The organism is Streptomyces sp. NPDC034049, from assembly GCF_055575575.1.
The window spans coordinates 67,822-82,132 of record NZ_JBVISJ010000024.1; the positions used below are offsets into that span (position 1 = coordinate 67,822).

Annotated in this window: 10 protein-coding genes and 1 pseudogene; 2 read left to right on the forward strand and 9 right to left on the reverse strand. The window is 71.8% G+C overall.

The genetic code is table 11. The annotated features are described in order from the left end of the window. Positions 1 to 388: 388 nt before the first annotated feature. The 7 genes from ACZ52C_RS39725 to ACZ52C_RS39755 all read right to left on the reverse strand — a co-directional run bounded on the left by ACZ52C_RS39725 (position 389) and on the right by ACZ52C_RS39755 (position 8,888). Positions 389 to 1,444, reverse strand: coding sequence for a family 2 encapsulin nanocompartment cargo protein terpene cyclase (locus ACZ52C_RS39725; protein WP_469079414.1), 1,056 nt, complete (start codon positions 1,442 to 1,444; stop codon positions 389 to 391). 140 nt (positions 1,445 to 1,584) lie between these two features. After that, positions 1,585 to 3,012 (reverse strand): family 2B encapsulin nanocompartment shell protein, encoded by a 1,428-nt coding sequence (locus tag ACZ52C_RS39730; RefSeq protein WP_469079403.1) that lies wholly within the window; start codon positions 3,010 to 3,012, stop codon positions 1,585 to 1,587. 472 nt (positions 3,013 to 3,484) lie between these two features. Continuing rightward, complete coding sequence (locus ACZ52C_RS39735) at positions 3,485 to 4,744, reverse strand: glucarate dehydratase family protein (protein WP_469079404.1); 1,260 nt, start codon at positions 4,742 to 4,744, stop codon at positions 3,485 to 3,487. Continuing rightward, a complete protein-coding gene (locus tag ACZ52C_RS39740) occupies positions 4,741 to 5,649 on the reverse strand; it encodes a 5-dehydro-4-deoxyglucarate dehydratase (RefSeq protein WP_469079405.1) in 909 nt (302 codons plus the stop codon). Before ACZ52C_RS39740 ends, ACZ52C_RS39735 begins: the two co-directional genes overlap by 4 nt. 25 nt (positions 5,650 to 5,674) lie before the next feature. After that, complete coding sequence (locus tag ACZ52C_RS39745; protein WP_469079406.1) at positions 5,675 to 6,628, reverse strand: carbohydrate ABC transporter permease; 954 nt, start codon at positions 6,626 to 6,628, stop codon at positions 5,675 to 5,677. Beyond that, positions 6,625 to 7,566, reverse strand: coding sequence for a carbohydrate ABC transporter permease (locus ACZ52C_RS39750; protein WP_469079407.1), 942 nt, complete (start codon positions 7,564 to 7,566; stop codon positions 6,625 to 6,627). Before ACZ52C_RS39750 ends, ACZ52C_RS39745 begins: the two co-directional genes overlap by 4 nt. After that, the gene (locus ACZ52C_RS39755) at positions 7,563 to 8,888 is read right to left on the reverse strand and encodes a sugar ABC transporter substrate-binding protein (protein WP_469079408.1); all 1,326 of its coding nucleotides are present in this window, start codon (positions 8,886 to 8,888) and stop codon (positions 7,563 to 7,565) included. The genes ACZ52C_RS39750 and ACZ52C_RS39755 overlap by 4 nt, the downstream gene beginning before the upstream one ends. 203 nt (positions 8,889 to 9,091) lie before the next feature. On the opposite strand from ACZ52C_RS39755, the gene ACZ52C_RS39760 reads away from it, so the two are divergent. After that, positions 9,092 to 9,955, forward strand: coding sequence for a fructosamine kinase family protein (locus ACZ52C_RS39760; protein WP_469079409.1), 864 nt, complete (start codon positions 9,092 to 9,094; stop codon positions 9,953 to 9,955). 168 nt (positions 9,956 to 10,123) lie between these two features. Here ACZ52C_RS39760 and ACZ52C_RS39765 read toward each other — a convergent pair whose 3' ends face one another. Next, entirely contained in the window at positions 10,124 to 12,295 is a 2,172-nt protein-coding gene (locus ACZ52C_RS39765; RefSeq protein WP_469079415.1) for a TerD family protein, read from the reverse strand. A 329-nt stretch (positions 12,296 to 12,624) separates the two neighbouring features. Then, positions 12,625 to 13,944 (reverse strand): phenylacetate--CoA ligase PaaK, encoded by a 1,320-nt coding sequence (gene paaK, locus ACZ52C_RS39770; protein WP_469079410.1) that lies wholly within the window; start codon positions 13,942 to 13,944, stop codon positions 12,625 to 12,627. Positions 13,945 to 14,140: 196 nt separating this feature from the next. On the opposite strand from paaK, the pseudogene ACZ52C_RS39775 reads away from it, so the two are divergent. Continuing rightward, positions 14,141 to 14,311, forward strand: a pseudogene (locus tag ACZ52C_RS39775) (1,2-phenylacetyl-CoA epoxidase subunit PaaA); the annotation flags it as partial.

The window sequence follows — 14,311 nt, forward strand, 5'->3', positions numbered from 1 at the left end:
CCCGTCACGGCGAGGACGACCAACGCGACGGCGAGCGGCACGACGGCCGAGTTGGCGCTGAGCGCGGTCCTGAACCGTCCGGCGATCCGCCGTGCCCGCCGTGCTCCGGCCGGGGGCCACGACCGTGGGACACGGCCGGTCTCCCGGGCGAGATGTCTGACCGAGGGCATGGCGTCGCGCCCTTCTGCCGGCGCCCCGAGAGCCCTCCTCCTTCCAGGCTGCCCCCGGAACCCCCGCCCGGCAATTCGCTCCGGCGTTTTCCGCGCCCCCGCCGCCCCTTGCCCTTCCCGCCCCCAGGCCTTTCAGGGGCGCGGGGAACTGCGCGAGAAGCCCCACCGGACGGACGTGTGGGGGGCGAAGGGGCGAAGCCCCTTCGGGACGGGACGCGCTACCAATAGTCGGGCAGGCTGTAGCGGTCGGTGTGGGTGGCGTGCCATTCGTGGTTTCCCGCCATCCAGGCCGCGAGACCGGCGGCATAGCGCCCCACCGGCGGTGAGCTCGCGGACAGCGCCGCGGACTCCTCCTCGAACGCCTCCATGATCCGGTTGTGGATCTCGACGGCCTCCAGATACGCGGCCCTCAGCCCGCACCGCTCGTTCGCGGCGATGACGACGGGCAGATTGAGATGGCCCGCGTCGTTCGACAGCTCCCTGGTGAAGGAGTACAGGTCGTTGACGATCGTGGCCGCGTTCCCGGCCAGCGCGGTGATCCGCTGCACCTCGGGCCGGGCGTAGAGGGGCTCCGGCAGCTCCCAGCCGTCCACCGCGTCGACCACCGACAGACAGGGCCGGAAGTTGTTGAACTGCCGCATCACCAGGTACTCCCAGACCTGCGGCACATGGTCCGTCTCGGCCCAGGCCGCCTCACCGAGGTAGCCCAGATGCAACCGGGCGAGGTCGTGCAGGAGCCGGTCGGTCTGGCTGGGCGTGGCGAGGGCGGCGTAGTCGCGCAGCGCGAAGTGGTACGACCGCAGCGGACCGTCGGCCCGTACGCCCCGCCTCCACCGCTCCTCCGCCCCCGGGGTGCTGTGCAGCGGGTCGAGCGCCGACTGGGCCGCCAGCAGCCGGGCACCGAGACCGCGCGGCGAGCCGCCCTTGCCCTCGTCGACCTCGCAGTAGACGTTGTCGACCAGATGCTCCGCGAGCAGCAGCTTCCCGGCGGCCGTCAGGTGGTCGAGGCCGGCCCCGCCCGGATGCGCCAGCACGATCGCCCGGCCCAGGCCGAAGCGGGCGAACTGCCCCCGCCACTCCCGGGGGAACAGGTCGAGGCGCTCCGCCCAGGTCTCCAGCAGGCGGTCCACCTCCGCGACCCGCGCCGGATCGGCGGGCATGGCCGGCTGGTACCGCAGCCCGGGAACAACGCCCGACCGCCGGGCCTGCCGCGCCCGCACGGGACTGGCCGGACCCGGCAGCCCCGTACGGGCGGTACTCGGAGGGCCCGGCAGTCCCGTACGGGCGCTACTCGGAGGGCCCGGCAGCCCCGTACGCGGGACACTTGCAGGCCCCGGCAGCCCCGGACGCGCGGAACCCGGCGGTTCCGGCGGCCGACTGTCGCGGGAGGGCACTGCGGCCATGGACGGCTCGTTCATTCCGGCATCCACCCCACCTGCACGTTCTCCAGGATCCCGGCCGCGTCGGGCACCAGGACGGCCATCGAGTAGTAGGCGGTGACCAGATAGCTCATGATCGCCGTGGTGTCGACGCCCATGAAGCGCACGTTGAGGGAGGGCTCGTACTCCTCGGGGATCCCCGTCTGGTGCAGCCCGACGACCCCCTGGTCCTTCTCGCCCGTGCGCAGCGCGATGATGCTCGTGGTGTGCTGCGGGGTGATCGGGATCTTGCTGCACGGGAGGAGCGGCACCCCGCGCCAGGCCGGCATCTCGTGGCCTTCGACGTTCACCGTGCCGGGCACCAGGCCCCGCCGGTTGCACTGCCGGAAGAACGCCGCGATCGCCTTCGGATGGGCCAGATAGAGGCGCGTCTTGCGGCGCATCGACAGCAGTTCGTCCAGGTCGTCGGGGGTCGGCGGCCCGGAGAAGGTGCTGATGCGCTGGCCGTAGTCGATGTTGTGCAGCAGCCCGAACTCACGGTTGTTGACCAGCTCCCACTCCTGGCGTTCGCGGATCTCCTCGATGGTCAGGCGGAGTTGCTGCTCCGTCTGGTCCATCGGGTGGTTGTAGAGGTCCGCGACCCGGGTGTGGACCCGCAACACGGTCTGGGTGAGGGAGAGTTCGTACTCGCGGGGCGCGAGGTCGTAGTCGACGAAGCCACCCGGCAGCGTCAGCTCGCCCACATGACCGGCCTCCAGGGGGACATCCGCCTCGCCCTTGCGGTTCATCGGCTTGCGCTGCTGCTCGGCGAAGACCTCGAACTGGGCCGCGAGGGAGGGCGTGCGCTCCACGAACGCCATCAGCACGTCCCAGTTGAGCGCCAGCACCACCCCGGCCGTCTCGGCCCGCACCGAGCTGAGCCAGAGCGGGTCGGCGTGTCCGATGGCCTCGTCTCCCAGCCCGTCGCCGTCGCTGATGACGCCGAGGACCTCCTCCTCGCCGTACTTGCCGGTGGTGTACCGGGTGAACCTGCCGTGCACCACGAGATACGCCTCGGTCACCGGCTGCCCCGCGTCCACCAGCACCTGGCCGGCGCGCACCTCCCGCACCCGGAAGCGGGCGGAGACCTCCCTGAGGGCCGGGAGGTCGGAGTAGCCGCGCAGCGCCGGGAGTTCGGTCAGGGTCTCCGGGATGACCTTGACGTCGTCGGCGCCGTTCTGGTCGAACTGCACCCGGCCGCGCCCGATCCGCAGCTGGAGCCGGCGGTTGACCCGATAGGTGCCGCCCTTGACGTCCACCCACGGCAGTGTCCTGAGCAGCCAGCGCGAGGTGATGGCCTGCATCTGTGGTTCGGACTTGGTGGTCGTCGCGAGCTGCCGCGCGGCCCGGGTGCTGAGACTGGTGAAGTGCTGCTCGTCGGCGGGCTCGGGTGTGCTTTCCGAGGAGCTTACGGGGGCGGTCACATTCCCTCCCGAGGGGTTGAGCGGACGTGCGGGACGTACGAGGGCGCGCCCGGACAGGGGCGGACGCCGGATGCGGTCGAGACGAGACAGGGGACTCGGGTGGCGCGCGTACGACGTGGCCATGGGCGGATTCCGAGAGGATTCCGAGACGAAGGACGTCGGCGAGGCGGCGAAGAGAGGGGGGACACGCGGCTGGGCGGCGTGTGTCGCAGGTCAAGCCAAACAGGCGGGGTGGCGGTCGGGCACCGCGTGAAAGGGGCGGCTTCGCCTCCCGGGGATGCGGAAACCAACGACTGAGGCAGAGCACCGGCGGAGCCGCGCTTCCACGCCCGTCGCCCACCTCCCACGACCGGCGCGAAGGGCGCACGAGGCGGGTGGTGAGCAGGGCGCACGCCCCGCCGACACGATCAGGGGCCGCCCGAAGGCGGCCCCTGATCAGCGGCGGTTCACCGGTGTCTCCGCCCCGGCCGGCTCACCAGCGCGGCAGGCGCAGCTCGTACCCCGGCTGGATCCGGCGCATGTACCCGGTGTCGTCGCGGGAGCGCATCCCCGAGTCGACGTACAGCCGGTGCAGCCGGTCGAGGGCGTCGTGGTCCAGCTCCACGCCCAGCCCGGGCCCTGTCGGCACCGCGATCTCCCCGTCCCGGAACTCCAGCACGCCCGGCACGATCACGTCGTCCGCCGAGTTCCACGGGTAGTGCGTGTCGCAGGAGTGGTCGAGATTCGGGATGGCGGCCGCGACATGGGTCATCGCGGCCAGGCTGATGCCGAGGTGCGAGTTGGAGTGCATGGACAGCGCGAGCCCGAACGCCTCGCAGACGGCGGCCAGTTCACGGGTGCGGCGCAGCCCTCCCCAGTAGTGGTGGTCGGTGAGCAGCACCTGCACGGCGTTCCGCTCGACGGCCGGCCTCAGATGCTCCCAGGCCACCACGCACATATTGGTCGCGAGCGGCATCGGCGACTCCTCGGCCACCTCCGCCATACCGGGGATGCCGGCGGTTGGGTCCTCCAGGTACTCCAGCACGCCGGCCAGCCGGCGCGCGACGTACTTCGAGGTCTCCACCGTCCAGGCAGTGTTGGGGTCCAGACGCAGGGGCTGCCCGGGGAAGGCCTCCGCCAGCGCCTCCACGGCGGCGATCTCCTCGTCCGGCGGGAAGACACCTCCCTTCAGCTTGAACGACCGGAAGCCGTACCGCTGTTGCATCAGCCGGGCCTGTGCGACGACTCCGGCCGGGTCGAGGGCCTCGCCCCAGTCGTCGCCGATCGCCGGGCGGCCGTCGAGGGCGGGGTGTTCGGCCCACTTGTAGAAGAGGTACGCGGCGAACGGCACGGTGTCGCGGACCCGGCCGCCGAGCAGGTCGCTGACCGGGCGGCCGAGCAGTCTGCCCTGCGCGTCGAGACAGGCGACCTCGACCGCCGAGGTGGTCCAGCCGCGCTCGTGGGAGCCGGGCACGGTGGGCCGCAGGGCGGTGTCGATCGCGGCCGTGACGGCGGTCGTGTCGAAGACGTCCAGACCGACCACCGCCTTCGCGGCGATGTCGAGCCGCTCCAGGCGGACGGTGCCGCCCGTCGACTCGCCGAGCCCCACCGTGCCGTCCTCCAGCACGAGTTGGAGGACGGTCCGCAGCGCGAGGGGCTCGTGGACGCCGTTGGAGTTCAGCAGCGGCGGGTCGCGGAAGGCGATCGGGGTGACGATCAGCTCGCGGATCCGGGTGCCGGGCGTGCCGGTCATGCGCCCACCACCCCCAGCCCGTGGTCGATCAGTTTCGCGAGCCGGGCCACGTGCTCCGGCGTCGGATCGACCAACGGCGCCCGTACGCCGCCGACGTCGAGCCCGCGCAGGGTCACCCCGGCCTTGATCAACGCCACGGCGTAACCGGGCACCTCGTCGCGCAGCTCCACGAGCGGGCCGTAGAACTCGTCGAGGAGCGTGGCGACCAGCGTCTCGTCGTGCTCGGCGAGGGCCCGGTGGAAGGCGAGGGCGATCTCCGGGGCGAAGGCGAACACGGCGGAGGAGTAGAGGCCGACGCCGATGCCTCGGTAGGCGGGTGCGGTCATCTCGGCGGTGGGCAGCCCGTTGAAGAACTGGAAGTCCTCCGTGCCCGGCACGGCCCGTACCGCGCGGACGACGCGGTGCATGCGTTCGATGTCTCCGATGCCGTCCTTGAGGCCGACCACTCCGGGCAGCGCGGCGATCTCGGCGGCGGTGTCCGGGGTGAGACGGGCGGTCCCGCGCTGGTAGAAGACGACCGGCAGGGCTGTGGCGTCCGTGACCTCCCGCACGTACCGGACCAGGCCCTGCTGCGGCGCGCTCACCAGATACGGCGGCAGCAGCAGGATGCCGTCGGCGCCGGCGCGTTCGACGCGGGCGGCCTGGTCGCGGGCGACCGGCGGTGGGCCACCGGCGGCGGACAGGACCGGGACCCGCCCGGCCGTGGCCGTCACCGCGACCCGGGTGGCCCGCTCGATCTCCTCGGGCGTCAGCGCGTGGAACTCGCCGGTGCCGCAGGCGACGAACACGCCGCCGGCCCCGGCCGCGACCCCCGCCTCGATGTGCTGTGCGAGCCGTTCCTCATCCACCGAACCGTCCGGAGCGAACGGTGTGACCGGAAAGAACAGCACTCCTTGGAACTTCATGTCTCCCTCGAATGTGGGGGTCGGGTCAGCCCTTGGTGGCGCCGGCGGCGATGCCGGTGACCAGCGAGCGCTGGAGAAGCAGATAGACGATCAGACTGGGGACGAGGGCGATGACCGCGCCGGCGAGGACGACGCCCGAACCGACCTCGGGGTCGGTGCGCAGGATGGACAGGGCCACGGTGACCGTGTAGTCGGTCGGGTCCTTCGCGGCGATCAGCGGCAGCAGGTACTGGTCCCAGATCATGATGAAGCCGAGCACCCCCGCCACACCGAGCGCGGGCTTGCACAGCGGCAGGACGACCTGCCACAGCATCCGCAGCTCGCCGACACCGTCGAGGCGTGCGGCCTCCTCGATCTCGCCGGGGATGTCCTTCATGAACTCGGTCAGCAGCATCACCGAGAAGCCCCAGGCACCGAGCGGCAGGATGACGCCCCAGACGGTGCCCTTCAGGTCGATGCCGACCACCGGGACGTGGCCGAGGACCAGCGACAGCGGGATCGCGATGACCTCCTCGGGGAGCATCATCGTCAGCATGAACAGGGTCATGACCAGGGCTTGGCCGCGGAAGCGGTGCCGGGCCAGCGCGTACGCCGCGAGCACGCACACCGCGAGCTGCAGGAGCAGTCCGCCGCCCGCTATGACGAGCGAGTTGGTGAAGTAGTCCCAGATGCCGCGCTCCCCGGCCACCCGGAGGTTGAGCAGCGTGCTGTCGTGCGGGACGAACGTCAGCGACGAGCCGCTGGGGTGGGTGCTCAGGGCGCCCGAGACGATCGTCAGGAAGGGCGCGGCGAAGATGCCGAGCGCCAGCGCGCACAGCAGGATCCGCAGGACCCAGGAGACGCCGGGGCGGTCGTTCCAGCCGAGCGCGGTGTCGAAGCGGGCGGGCGTCGCCCGGGCCCGCTCGGCGGTTCTCCCGGACGAGACGACGGCCTCGTCGGACGACGGCGTCCGGACGGGGTCGAGGGCGGGTGCGCTCATCGCGCGTCTCCCCTCTTGCGGAAGTGGTTGACGGAGACGGTGAGCAGCAGCGTCACCGCGAGGAGGACGACGGAGGCCGCCGACGCGCCGCCGATGTCGTTGCGGGTGAAACCGAGGGTGTAGGCCCGGGTCATCCAGACCTCGGTGGACCCGGCCGGGCCGCCGCCCGTGAGGACGTACACCTCGGTGAAGACCCGCAGACCGCGGATGGCGGCCAGGGTGAGGACGATGCCGAGGGCCGGGCGGATCGCCGGCAGGGTGACGTACCGCAGCCGCTGCCACAGCGACACCCCGTCCATCGCGGCGGCCTCGTACAGCGTGCGGTCCACGCCCGCGAGTCCGGCGAGGATGATCACCATGTTGTAGGGGGCGGTCATCCAGATGCCCATGACCATCGTGGCCCACAGCGCGGTGTCCGGGTTGTCGAGGAACGGGGTCGGGCCGAGGCCGAGGAAGCCGAGGGCGCTGTTCACCAGGCCGTCGGAGGTGGGGTGGTACATCAGCCGCCACAGCTCGCCGACGACGGCGGTCGCGGTGACGACCGGCAGGAAGACGGCCGTGCGGATGAGCTTCAGCGAGCGGGCCTGGCCCTCCAGGAGCAGCGCCAGGAGGAAGCCGACGGCGATCGCGCCGAGCGACTGCCCGATGCCGAGGAGCAGGGTGTGGCCGACCGCGTCCTGGAAGCGGTGGTCGGTCAGGACCCGGGTGTAGTTGTCGAGGCCGACCCACTTGTCGCCGAGGAACGGCCGCACGTCGAAGAAGCTGAGCCAGATGCCCTTGCCCATCGGCAGGAACTTGAAGACGAGGGCGAGCAGCAGGCCGGGGGCCAGGAACAGCCACGGGAGGACGGTCTTCCTGCGGAAGAGCCGCCGGGTGAGGCCTCCGCGCCGGTCGGGCGCGACGGCGGACGGGGTGGTCGCGGTGGTCGCGGTGGTCATTTCAGCAGGTCCTGGTCCTTGAGGTCGCCGGCGAGGGTGTCGTCGAGTTCCTTGAGCCCGGCGCCGACATCGCTGCCGCAGTAGGTGAAGACCGCGTTGAGCGCGTCGGCGGTGTCCTGTTTGATCGGGGCGAAGTCGGGCGCGTTGGGGAACTGCTCGGAGGCGTCCTCGTAGGCCTTCTGCACGACGCTCCAGCGCGGGTCGTCGCGCACCTGGGCCGCGTCGAGCGTCGTGTTGACGGGGATGCGGACCACGGGCTGGTTCTTGCCCGTCATGGCGAGGCGCTGGCCCTCGGGGGAGATCAGGAAGGCGGCGAGCGCCCGTTCCTGCTTCGTCTTGCCGGTCCGTGCGCCGAAGTAGATGTTCTCGCCGTCGGCCAGCACGGTGGACCCGGCCGGGCCCGCCGGGAAGGGGACGACTTCGTACGTGTCCTTGCCGGGCGTGGTGTCGTAGGTGGCGATGTTGTACGGGCCGGTGAGGTACATCCCGGCGTTGCCGTCCTGGAAGTTGGTGGCGGTGCCGGTGACGGCGCTGATGGCGCCGGGCTGGATGACACCGTTGTCACCGCAGAAGAGGTTGTCCTTCATCCAGGTGACGGTGCGTACGGCGGCGGCCGAGCCCATGGCGGGGCGGTAGCCCGTGCCGTCCCTCTCGATGATCTTCGCGCCGCCGGACCAGAGGAAGCTGGCGCCCCACCAGGCGGCGTAGCCGTTCTGGGCGCTGCCGGGGACGACCATGCCGTAGGTGTCCCTCTTGCCGTTGCCGTCCGGGTCGCGCTCGGCGAAGGCCTTCGCCACGGAGAGCATCTCCGCCCAGGTGGTCGGCGCCTTCAGCCCGAGCCTGCGCAGCCAGTCCGAACGGATCATCAGGGTCTGGGCCTGGCGGGAGTACGGGATGCCGTAGTGCCGGCCGTCGATGCCCACGGTGGAGGCCCAGGTCTTGTCGGTGATGTGGTCGTGGCCGTCGATCGAGGCCGGACCGATCGGCTTCAGCAGGCCCTGGCCCTGGTAACTGCCCATCAGCGCCGTGTCGTTGATCATCACGTCCGGGAGGTCCTTGGTGGACGCCCGGCTCTGGAGCTGCTGGTCGAAGTTGATGACCGGCTGATAGTCGATCTTGATGCCGGTCTTGGCGGTGAAAGCGGCGAACACCCGCTCGTACGTGGCGGCCGGGTCCGGGTTGCTCCGGGTCCAGACCTCCAGCGTGTTCGGGTCAGCGCTTCCGGCGCTGTCGGATCCCGGTCCGCAGGCCGCCGCCCCGAACGTGAGTCCCGCGACGGTGATCATGGCGGCCAGGCGGCGACTTCGTCGGCGAACGCCCATCGGCACACTCCGTTGTTCCTCCGGGCCGTCCGCCCGGCTGTTCATATCCGTGAACGTGCTTCACGAATCTAAATGATCGGCCAAGCTACGGAGCGTTTCGTTTGCATGTCAAGACATGGGTAGGAGATTTCACCGGTGCCACACCCCGCCTCTGCGGGATCCTGTGGAGCGCCTGAGGAGATCGGATCGGGAGGTGGTTCGCCGTGGCCGAGCGCACGGCACCGAGTGCCCTGGCGGCCCGGCTCACCGGCCGTACGGCGACCGGTGCACGCCGGCTGTCCGGCTCGCTCACCGAGGTCGCCCTCGACGACGGCCGGAAGGTCCTCGTCAAGCTGGGCGACGGCCCCGGCGCGGCCCGGGCCGAGGCGGCCGGACTGCGCTGGCTCGCCGAGGCGGACGCGGTCCGCGTCCCGACGGTCCACGGCCACGACGGGAACCGCCTGGTGATCGACCTGGTGCGGCAAGGGGCACCGAGTGCCGGGGCGGCGGCCCGCCTCGGCGCCGGACTCGCCGCCCTGCACCGCGCCGGCGCGCCCGCCTTCGGCGCCCCACCGCCGGGCGGCCCCGCGGACGCGTACATCGGACGCGCGCCCCTGCGGAACGTCCCCGGCGGCGACTGGCCCGCCTGGTACGCCGAGCACCGCGTCCTGCCGTATCTGCGCCGCGCGGTCGACGACCGCGTCATCCGCCCCGCCGAGGCCGGCCCGATCGAGGAGGTCTGCGCCCGGCTGCCGGACCTGGCCGGCCCCGCCGAGCCGCCCGCCCGGCTGCACGGCGACCTCTGGAACGGCAACGTCCTGTGGGGCGCCGACGGCCACGCCCACCTCATCGACCCGGCCGCGCACGGCGGCCACCGCGAGACCGACCTGGCGATGCTGGCGCTCTTCGGCTGCCCCCACCTGGCCCACGTCCTGGACGGCTACCAGGAGGCGGCCCCCCTCGCCGACGGCTGGCAGGACCGCGTCGGCCTCCACCAGCTCTTCCCGCTGCTGGTGCACACGGTCCTCTTCGGCCGGGGCTACGCGGAACAGGCCCTGGCGGCGGCGCGGACGGCCCTGGGGAAGTGAGTCACCCCGGTGCGCCGCGTCGCGGCGGCCGCACACACACCACCGGGAGGCGCCGCGCGGGCGCCTCCCGGTGGAAGCGGAGGGCGAGGAGAGCGAAGGAACTCGGTTTCATTTGGAGTGAATGAGAAGGAAGCCCCTTCATGGCCTCGCCGCAGGCCACGCTAGCACTCAGCCCGGCACCAGGTCGCGCAGATTTTCGAGGGTGACGACCCGGGAGTCCGGGTGCAGCCCCTCGGGCCGTTCGAGACCGATGTACGTCACGGGCTCGTCCGGCACCGACCCGCCGTCCCACAGGTCCACGACCGTGGCCTCACGCGTCATCAGGTCGACCAGATACCCCACCGTCAGCTGCTCGCGCTCCACGACGGCCCGCACCAGCCTGGACACGGACGCCTGGTTCTCCTCGACCCGGTTGGCCGACGCGATGCCCTTCAGGTAGAGGTGCAGCCACTTGGCGTGCCACCGGCCGTCCTCCCCGCGCCGGAACACCAGCGGCAGGGCCACCCTGCCCACGCCGCGCAGCTCCGACTTCATCCGCACCGTGCGCGGCTCGAACGGCCGGCCCTGCTGCGCTCCCTCGCGCACCATGAACCCGAAGAACGACTCCTCGACCTCCTCGAAGCCCTCGCCCGCGTAGATGTTGACCTGCGGCACGATGAACGTGCCGCGCACCCGGTCCAGGCTCAGCTCGATGAACTCCGAGGCACCGTCGGGCGCCTCGGTGACATCGCCCGAGTGCCGGCCCCCGACAGCGGTGAGGGAGGTGTAGGAGAGCCAGGAGTCGGTGCTGTAGTCGCTGTGCAGGAGCAGCGCCGAGAGGTCGTAGTCGGTGCGGTGCTCGGTCTGCTTCCAGTACACGAAGAAGCGCAGCCGTTCGCCCTCCACCTCCGAGACCGACCCCCGCGGCAGCACACCGAGCCCGGCCGCCGTCGCCCGGCCGCTGAGCGGGAGCGCCACGTCCAGGACGTCGGGGTCGAGCAGCAGCCGGCCCGGCACCGGGAGCCGGCGGCGCAGCTCCTCGTCGAGCGCGGCGACCAGCCGGTCACGGTCGGCGGCCGGTACCGGCGGCCGGACGTCGGGGGTCACCCAGGCGCGGCCCCGGCGGTTGACGAAGACACGGAGCTCGTCGCTCTCCCGCTCCCGGTTGTGGAAGTGCTCGCGCACCGAGAGCACGACCCGGCCGGAGACCTCGGGCGCGACCCGCACCGCGGCGGCCACCACCGCGTCCCGCTCCGCCTGGTCGGCGGCCACGCGCAGCAGCAGGTCCAGGGCGCGGAACAGCTTGCCGGGGGCGGACTCCAGCAGCCGCGCCGCACCGCGCACGTCGAACGCGTCGAGCGCCTGCTCCACGCGGCTGTCGAAGGACCGCGCCTCCTTCTCGCCCCGCGCGACCGCGAAGACGTCGGCGGCGTGGGGCCAGCGGGGGTACTCGTGCGGGTGGAGGCGCTCGCCGAGCCGCTTGAAGGGCTCCCGGTGGGCGTGCACGTCGGCGAGCTTCGCGGGGCTCGCCGCGACCACGGCGTCGAGGCCCGCGAGCAGCGCCCGGCGCACCGGACGCGACAGCGACCGGAACCGGGTCGGCTCCTGGAGCGTCACGTCGCCGCCCGACAGCGCCGCGGCCAGCCGCAGCACATCGGTGACGGTGTCGAGGAGCAGGTCCGCGCCGGCGGCGAGCCGTGCCTGGTTGACGACGGCCCGGTTCTCCCGCACCGGGATCCGCTCCGGCTGGGGGCCGAGCGCGCACCGCTCCGCGAGGATGCCGAGGTCGCGCAGGTCGTCCTCGCCGAGCGGGGTCGTGCTGCCCGCCAGGGCCAGATACAGATCGGTGAGTTCGTCGTCCAGGTCCCGGCCCAGGTGCAGCACGGTGACCCGGTCGCCCGCCGACGCGATCAGCTCGTCCTGCGCGGCGAGCATCTCCTCGTAGGTGTGCTGGTACCGGCCGTACGTGGGGAGGCTGAGCAGGTCCAGCACCCCGTTCGCCAGCTGGGTCAGCACGCCCTCGCGCGCCTTCTCGTCGCCGAGGGCCCGCGCCACGCACCGCGTCCAGAACTCCTCGGTGCTCGGGACGCCGGCGGGGAAGTCGATGAAGTAGGAGTTGTGCCGGACGTGGTCGCCGACCATCTCGGCGACCGTGCGCAGGGTCCGCCGGGCGGTGTGCACGACGGCGGCCCCGGAGAGCCCCGACAGCCTCTCCAGCAGCTCGGCCGAGAGCTTGAAGCCCACGTCCATCAACGCGGCGTCGAACTGCCGCGCGGCGGCCGCGCCGTCACCGGCGGAACCCTTCGGCACGGGCAGACGGTGCGTGTGCCGGACGATCAGCGATTCGAGACTCTGCGCCATTCCCGGATGATCGCAGAGGTGTGCGAATCGACGCACGGGAGTTTTCCCGTACGCCGCCCGGCCCCGGCCCGGCCGGCCCGGCCCGCTCCGGCCCACCTTCGCGCGCGTCTCCAGCCGGTGCCGCGCGGGTGCGAGGAAACGGTCGAGGGCCAGCTCGAAGGCGGCGAGGTCCAGGGCCGAGCCGACGACGTATTGGTCGAGGACACACCGGGTCGAGCACATCGAGTCGGTGCCGGACGATCTGGTGGCGCGGGCCTGGCGGCTGCGCGACCTGCGGGCCGACGGGGGCTGATCGCGCAGTTCCCCGTCCCCCTGACAGGGCGCGGGGGTCAGACCTCGGCGTCGCGGAGGTCCTGCACCCGCTTCAGTTTGCCGACCGAGCGTTCCAGGGTCTCCGGGTCGACGATCGTCACCTCCACCGTGACGCCCACACCGTCCTTGACGGCCCGGGCGATCGCCGAAGCCGCCGAGGCCCGCTGCTCCGCGGCGGTGTCCGGCCGGGCCTCCACCCTGACCGTCATGTGGTCCAGGTGGCCCCGGCGCGTCAACCGGATCTGGAAGTGCGGGGCCACGGCGGGCGTCCGCAGCACGATCTCCTCGATCTGGCTGGGGAACACGTTCACTCCGCGCAGGATGATCATGTCGTCGCAGCGGCCGGTGACCTTGCGCATCCGGCGGAAGGCGGGGCGGGCGGTGCCGGGCAGCAACCGGGTCAGGTCACGGGTGCGGTAGCGGATGATCGGGAGGGCCTCCTTGGTGAGGGACGTGAAGACGATCTCGCCCTCCTCGCCCTCGGGCAGGACGGTGTCCGTCAGCGGATCGACGACCTCCGGGTAGAAGTGGTCCTCCCAGATGTGCAGACCGTCCTTGGTCTCCACGCACTCCTGGGCGACACCGGGGCCGATCACCTCGGAGAGCCCGTATATGTCCACGGCGTGGAGGTCCGCCCGCTCCTCGATCTCCCGGCGCATCTCCTCCGTCCACGGCTCGGCCCCGAAGATGCCCACCTTCAGGGAGCTGCTGCGCGGGTCGATCCCCTGCTTCTCGAACTCGTCGAGCAGTGTGAGCATGTAGGACGGGGTCACCATGATGATCTCGGGGCGGAAGTCCTGGATGAGCTGCACCTGGCGGGCGGTCATGCCGCCGGAGGCCGGGATCACCGTGCATCCGGCGCGCTCGGCCCCGTAGTGCGCGCCGAGGCCGCCGGTGAACAGTCCGTACCCGTAGGAGATGTGCACCTTGTGCCCTGGACGGCCGCCGGCGGCCCGGATCGAGCGAGCGACCACGTCCGCCCACACCGACAGGTCGTTCTCCGTGTAGCCGACCACCGTGGGCCGCCCCGTGGTGCCGCTGGAGGCGTGGACGCGTCGCACGTCGGCCATGGGCACGGCGAACATGCCGAAGGGGTAGGTGTCGCGGAGATCGGCCTTCGTGGTGAAGGGGAACCGGGCGAGGTCGCCGAGCGAGCGACAGTCGTCGGGGCCGACTCCGGCCGCGTCGAACTTCTTCCGGTACAGCTCCACGTTGTCGTAGGCGTGCCGCAGCGTGGCCCGCAACCGGTTCAGTTGCAGGCCGCGCAGGTCTTCCGGGGTGAGCCGTTCGCCGCTGTCCAGGAGGTCGCGGGGGAGGGGTTCGCCCAGGGTGCTCATCGCGACTCCTTCGCGCTCACCGATGGGTGAGCCGACCGACCATTCGGTTGCTGTGCGTCATGGTCATGTAACCCAGCCGTGTCGGCGCCTGTCAAGGAGTCGCCGGGGGTGCGAGGAGGGCGTGAGGGTCTTGCCCGACCGCTCGAATCGCGTCACACTGGTACCGAACGAATGGTCGGTTGGGAAGCTGGTATCGATGACGACGACAGACTCCGCCGGGGCGCCGTCCCGGGGCACCGAAGGGACCCCGCCCGCCGAGGACGCCCTCCGGCAGCACTTCGAGGTGACGATCGCGCGGGACCAGCGGATCGAGCCGCGTGACTGGATGCCGGAGGGTTATCGCAGGACGTTGGTCCGGCAGATCGCG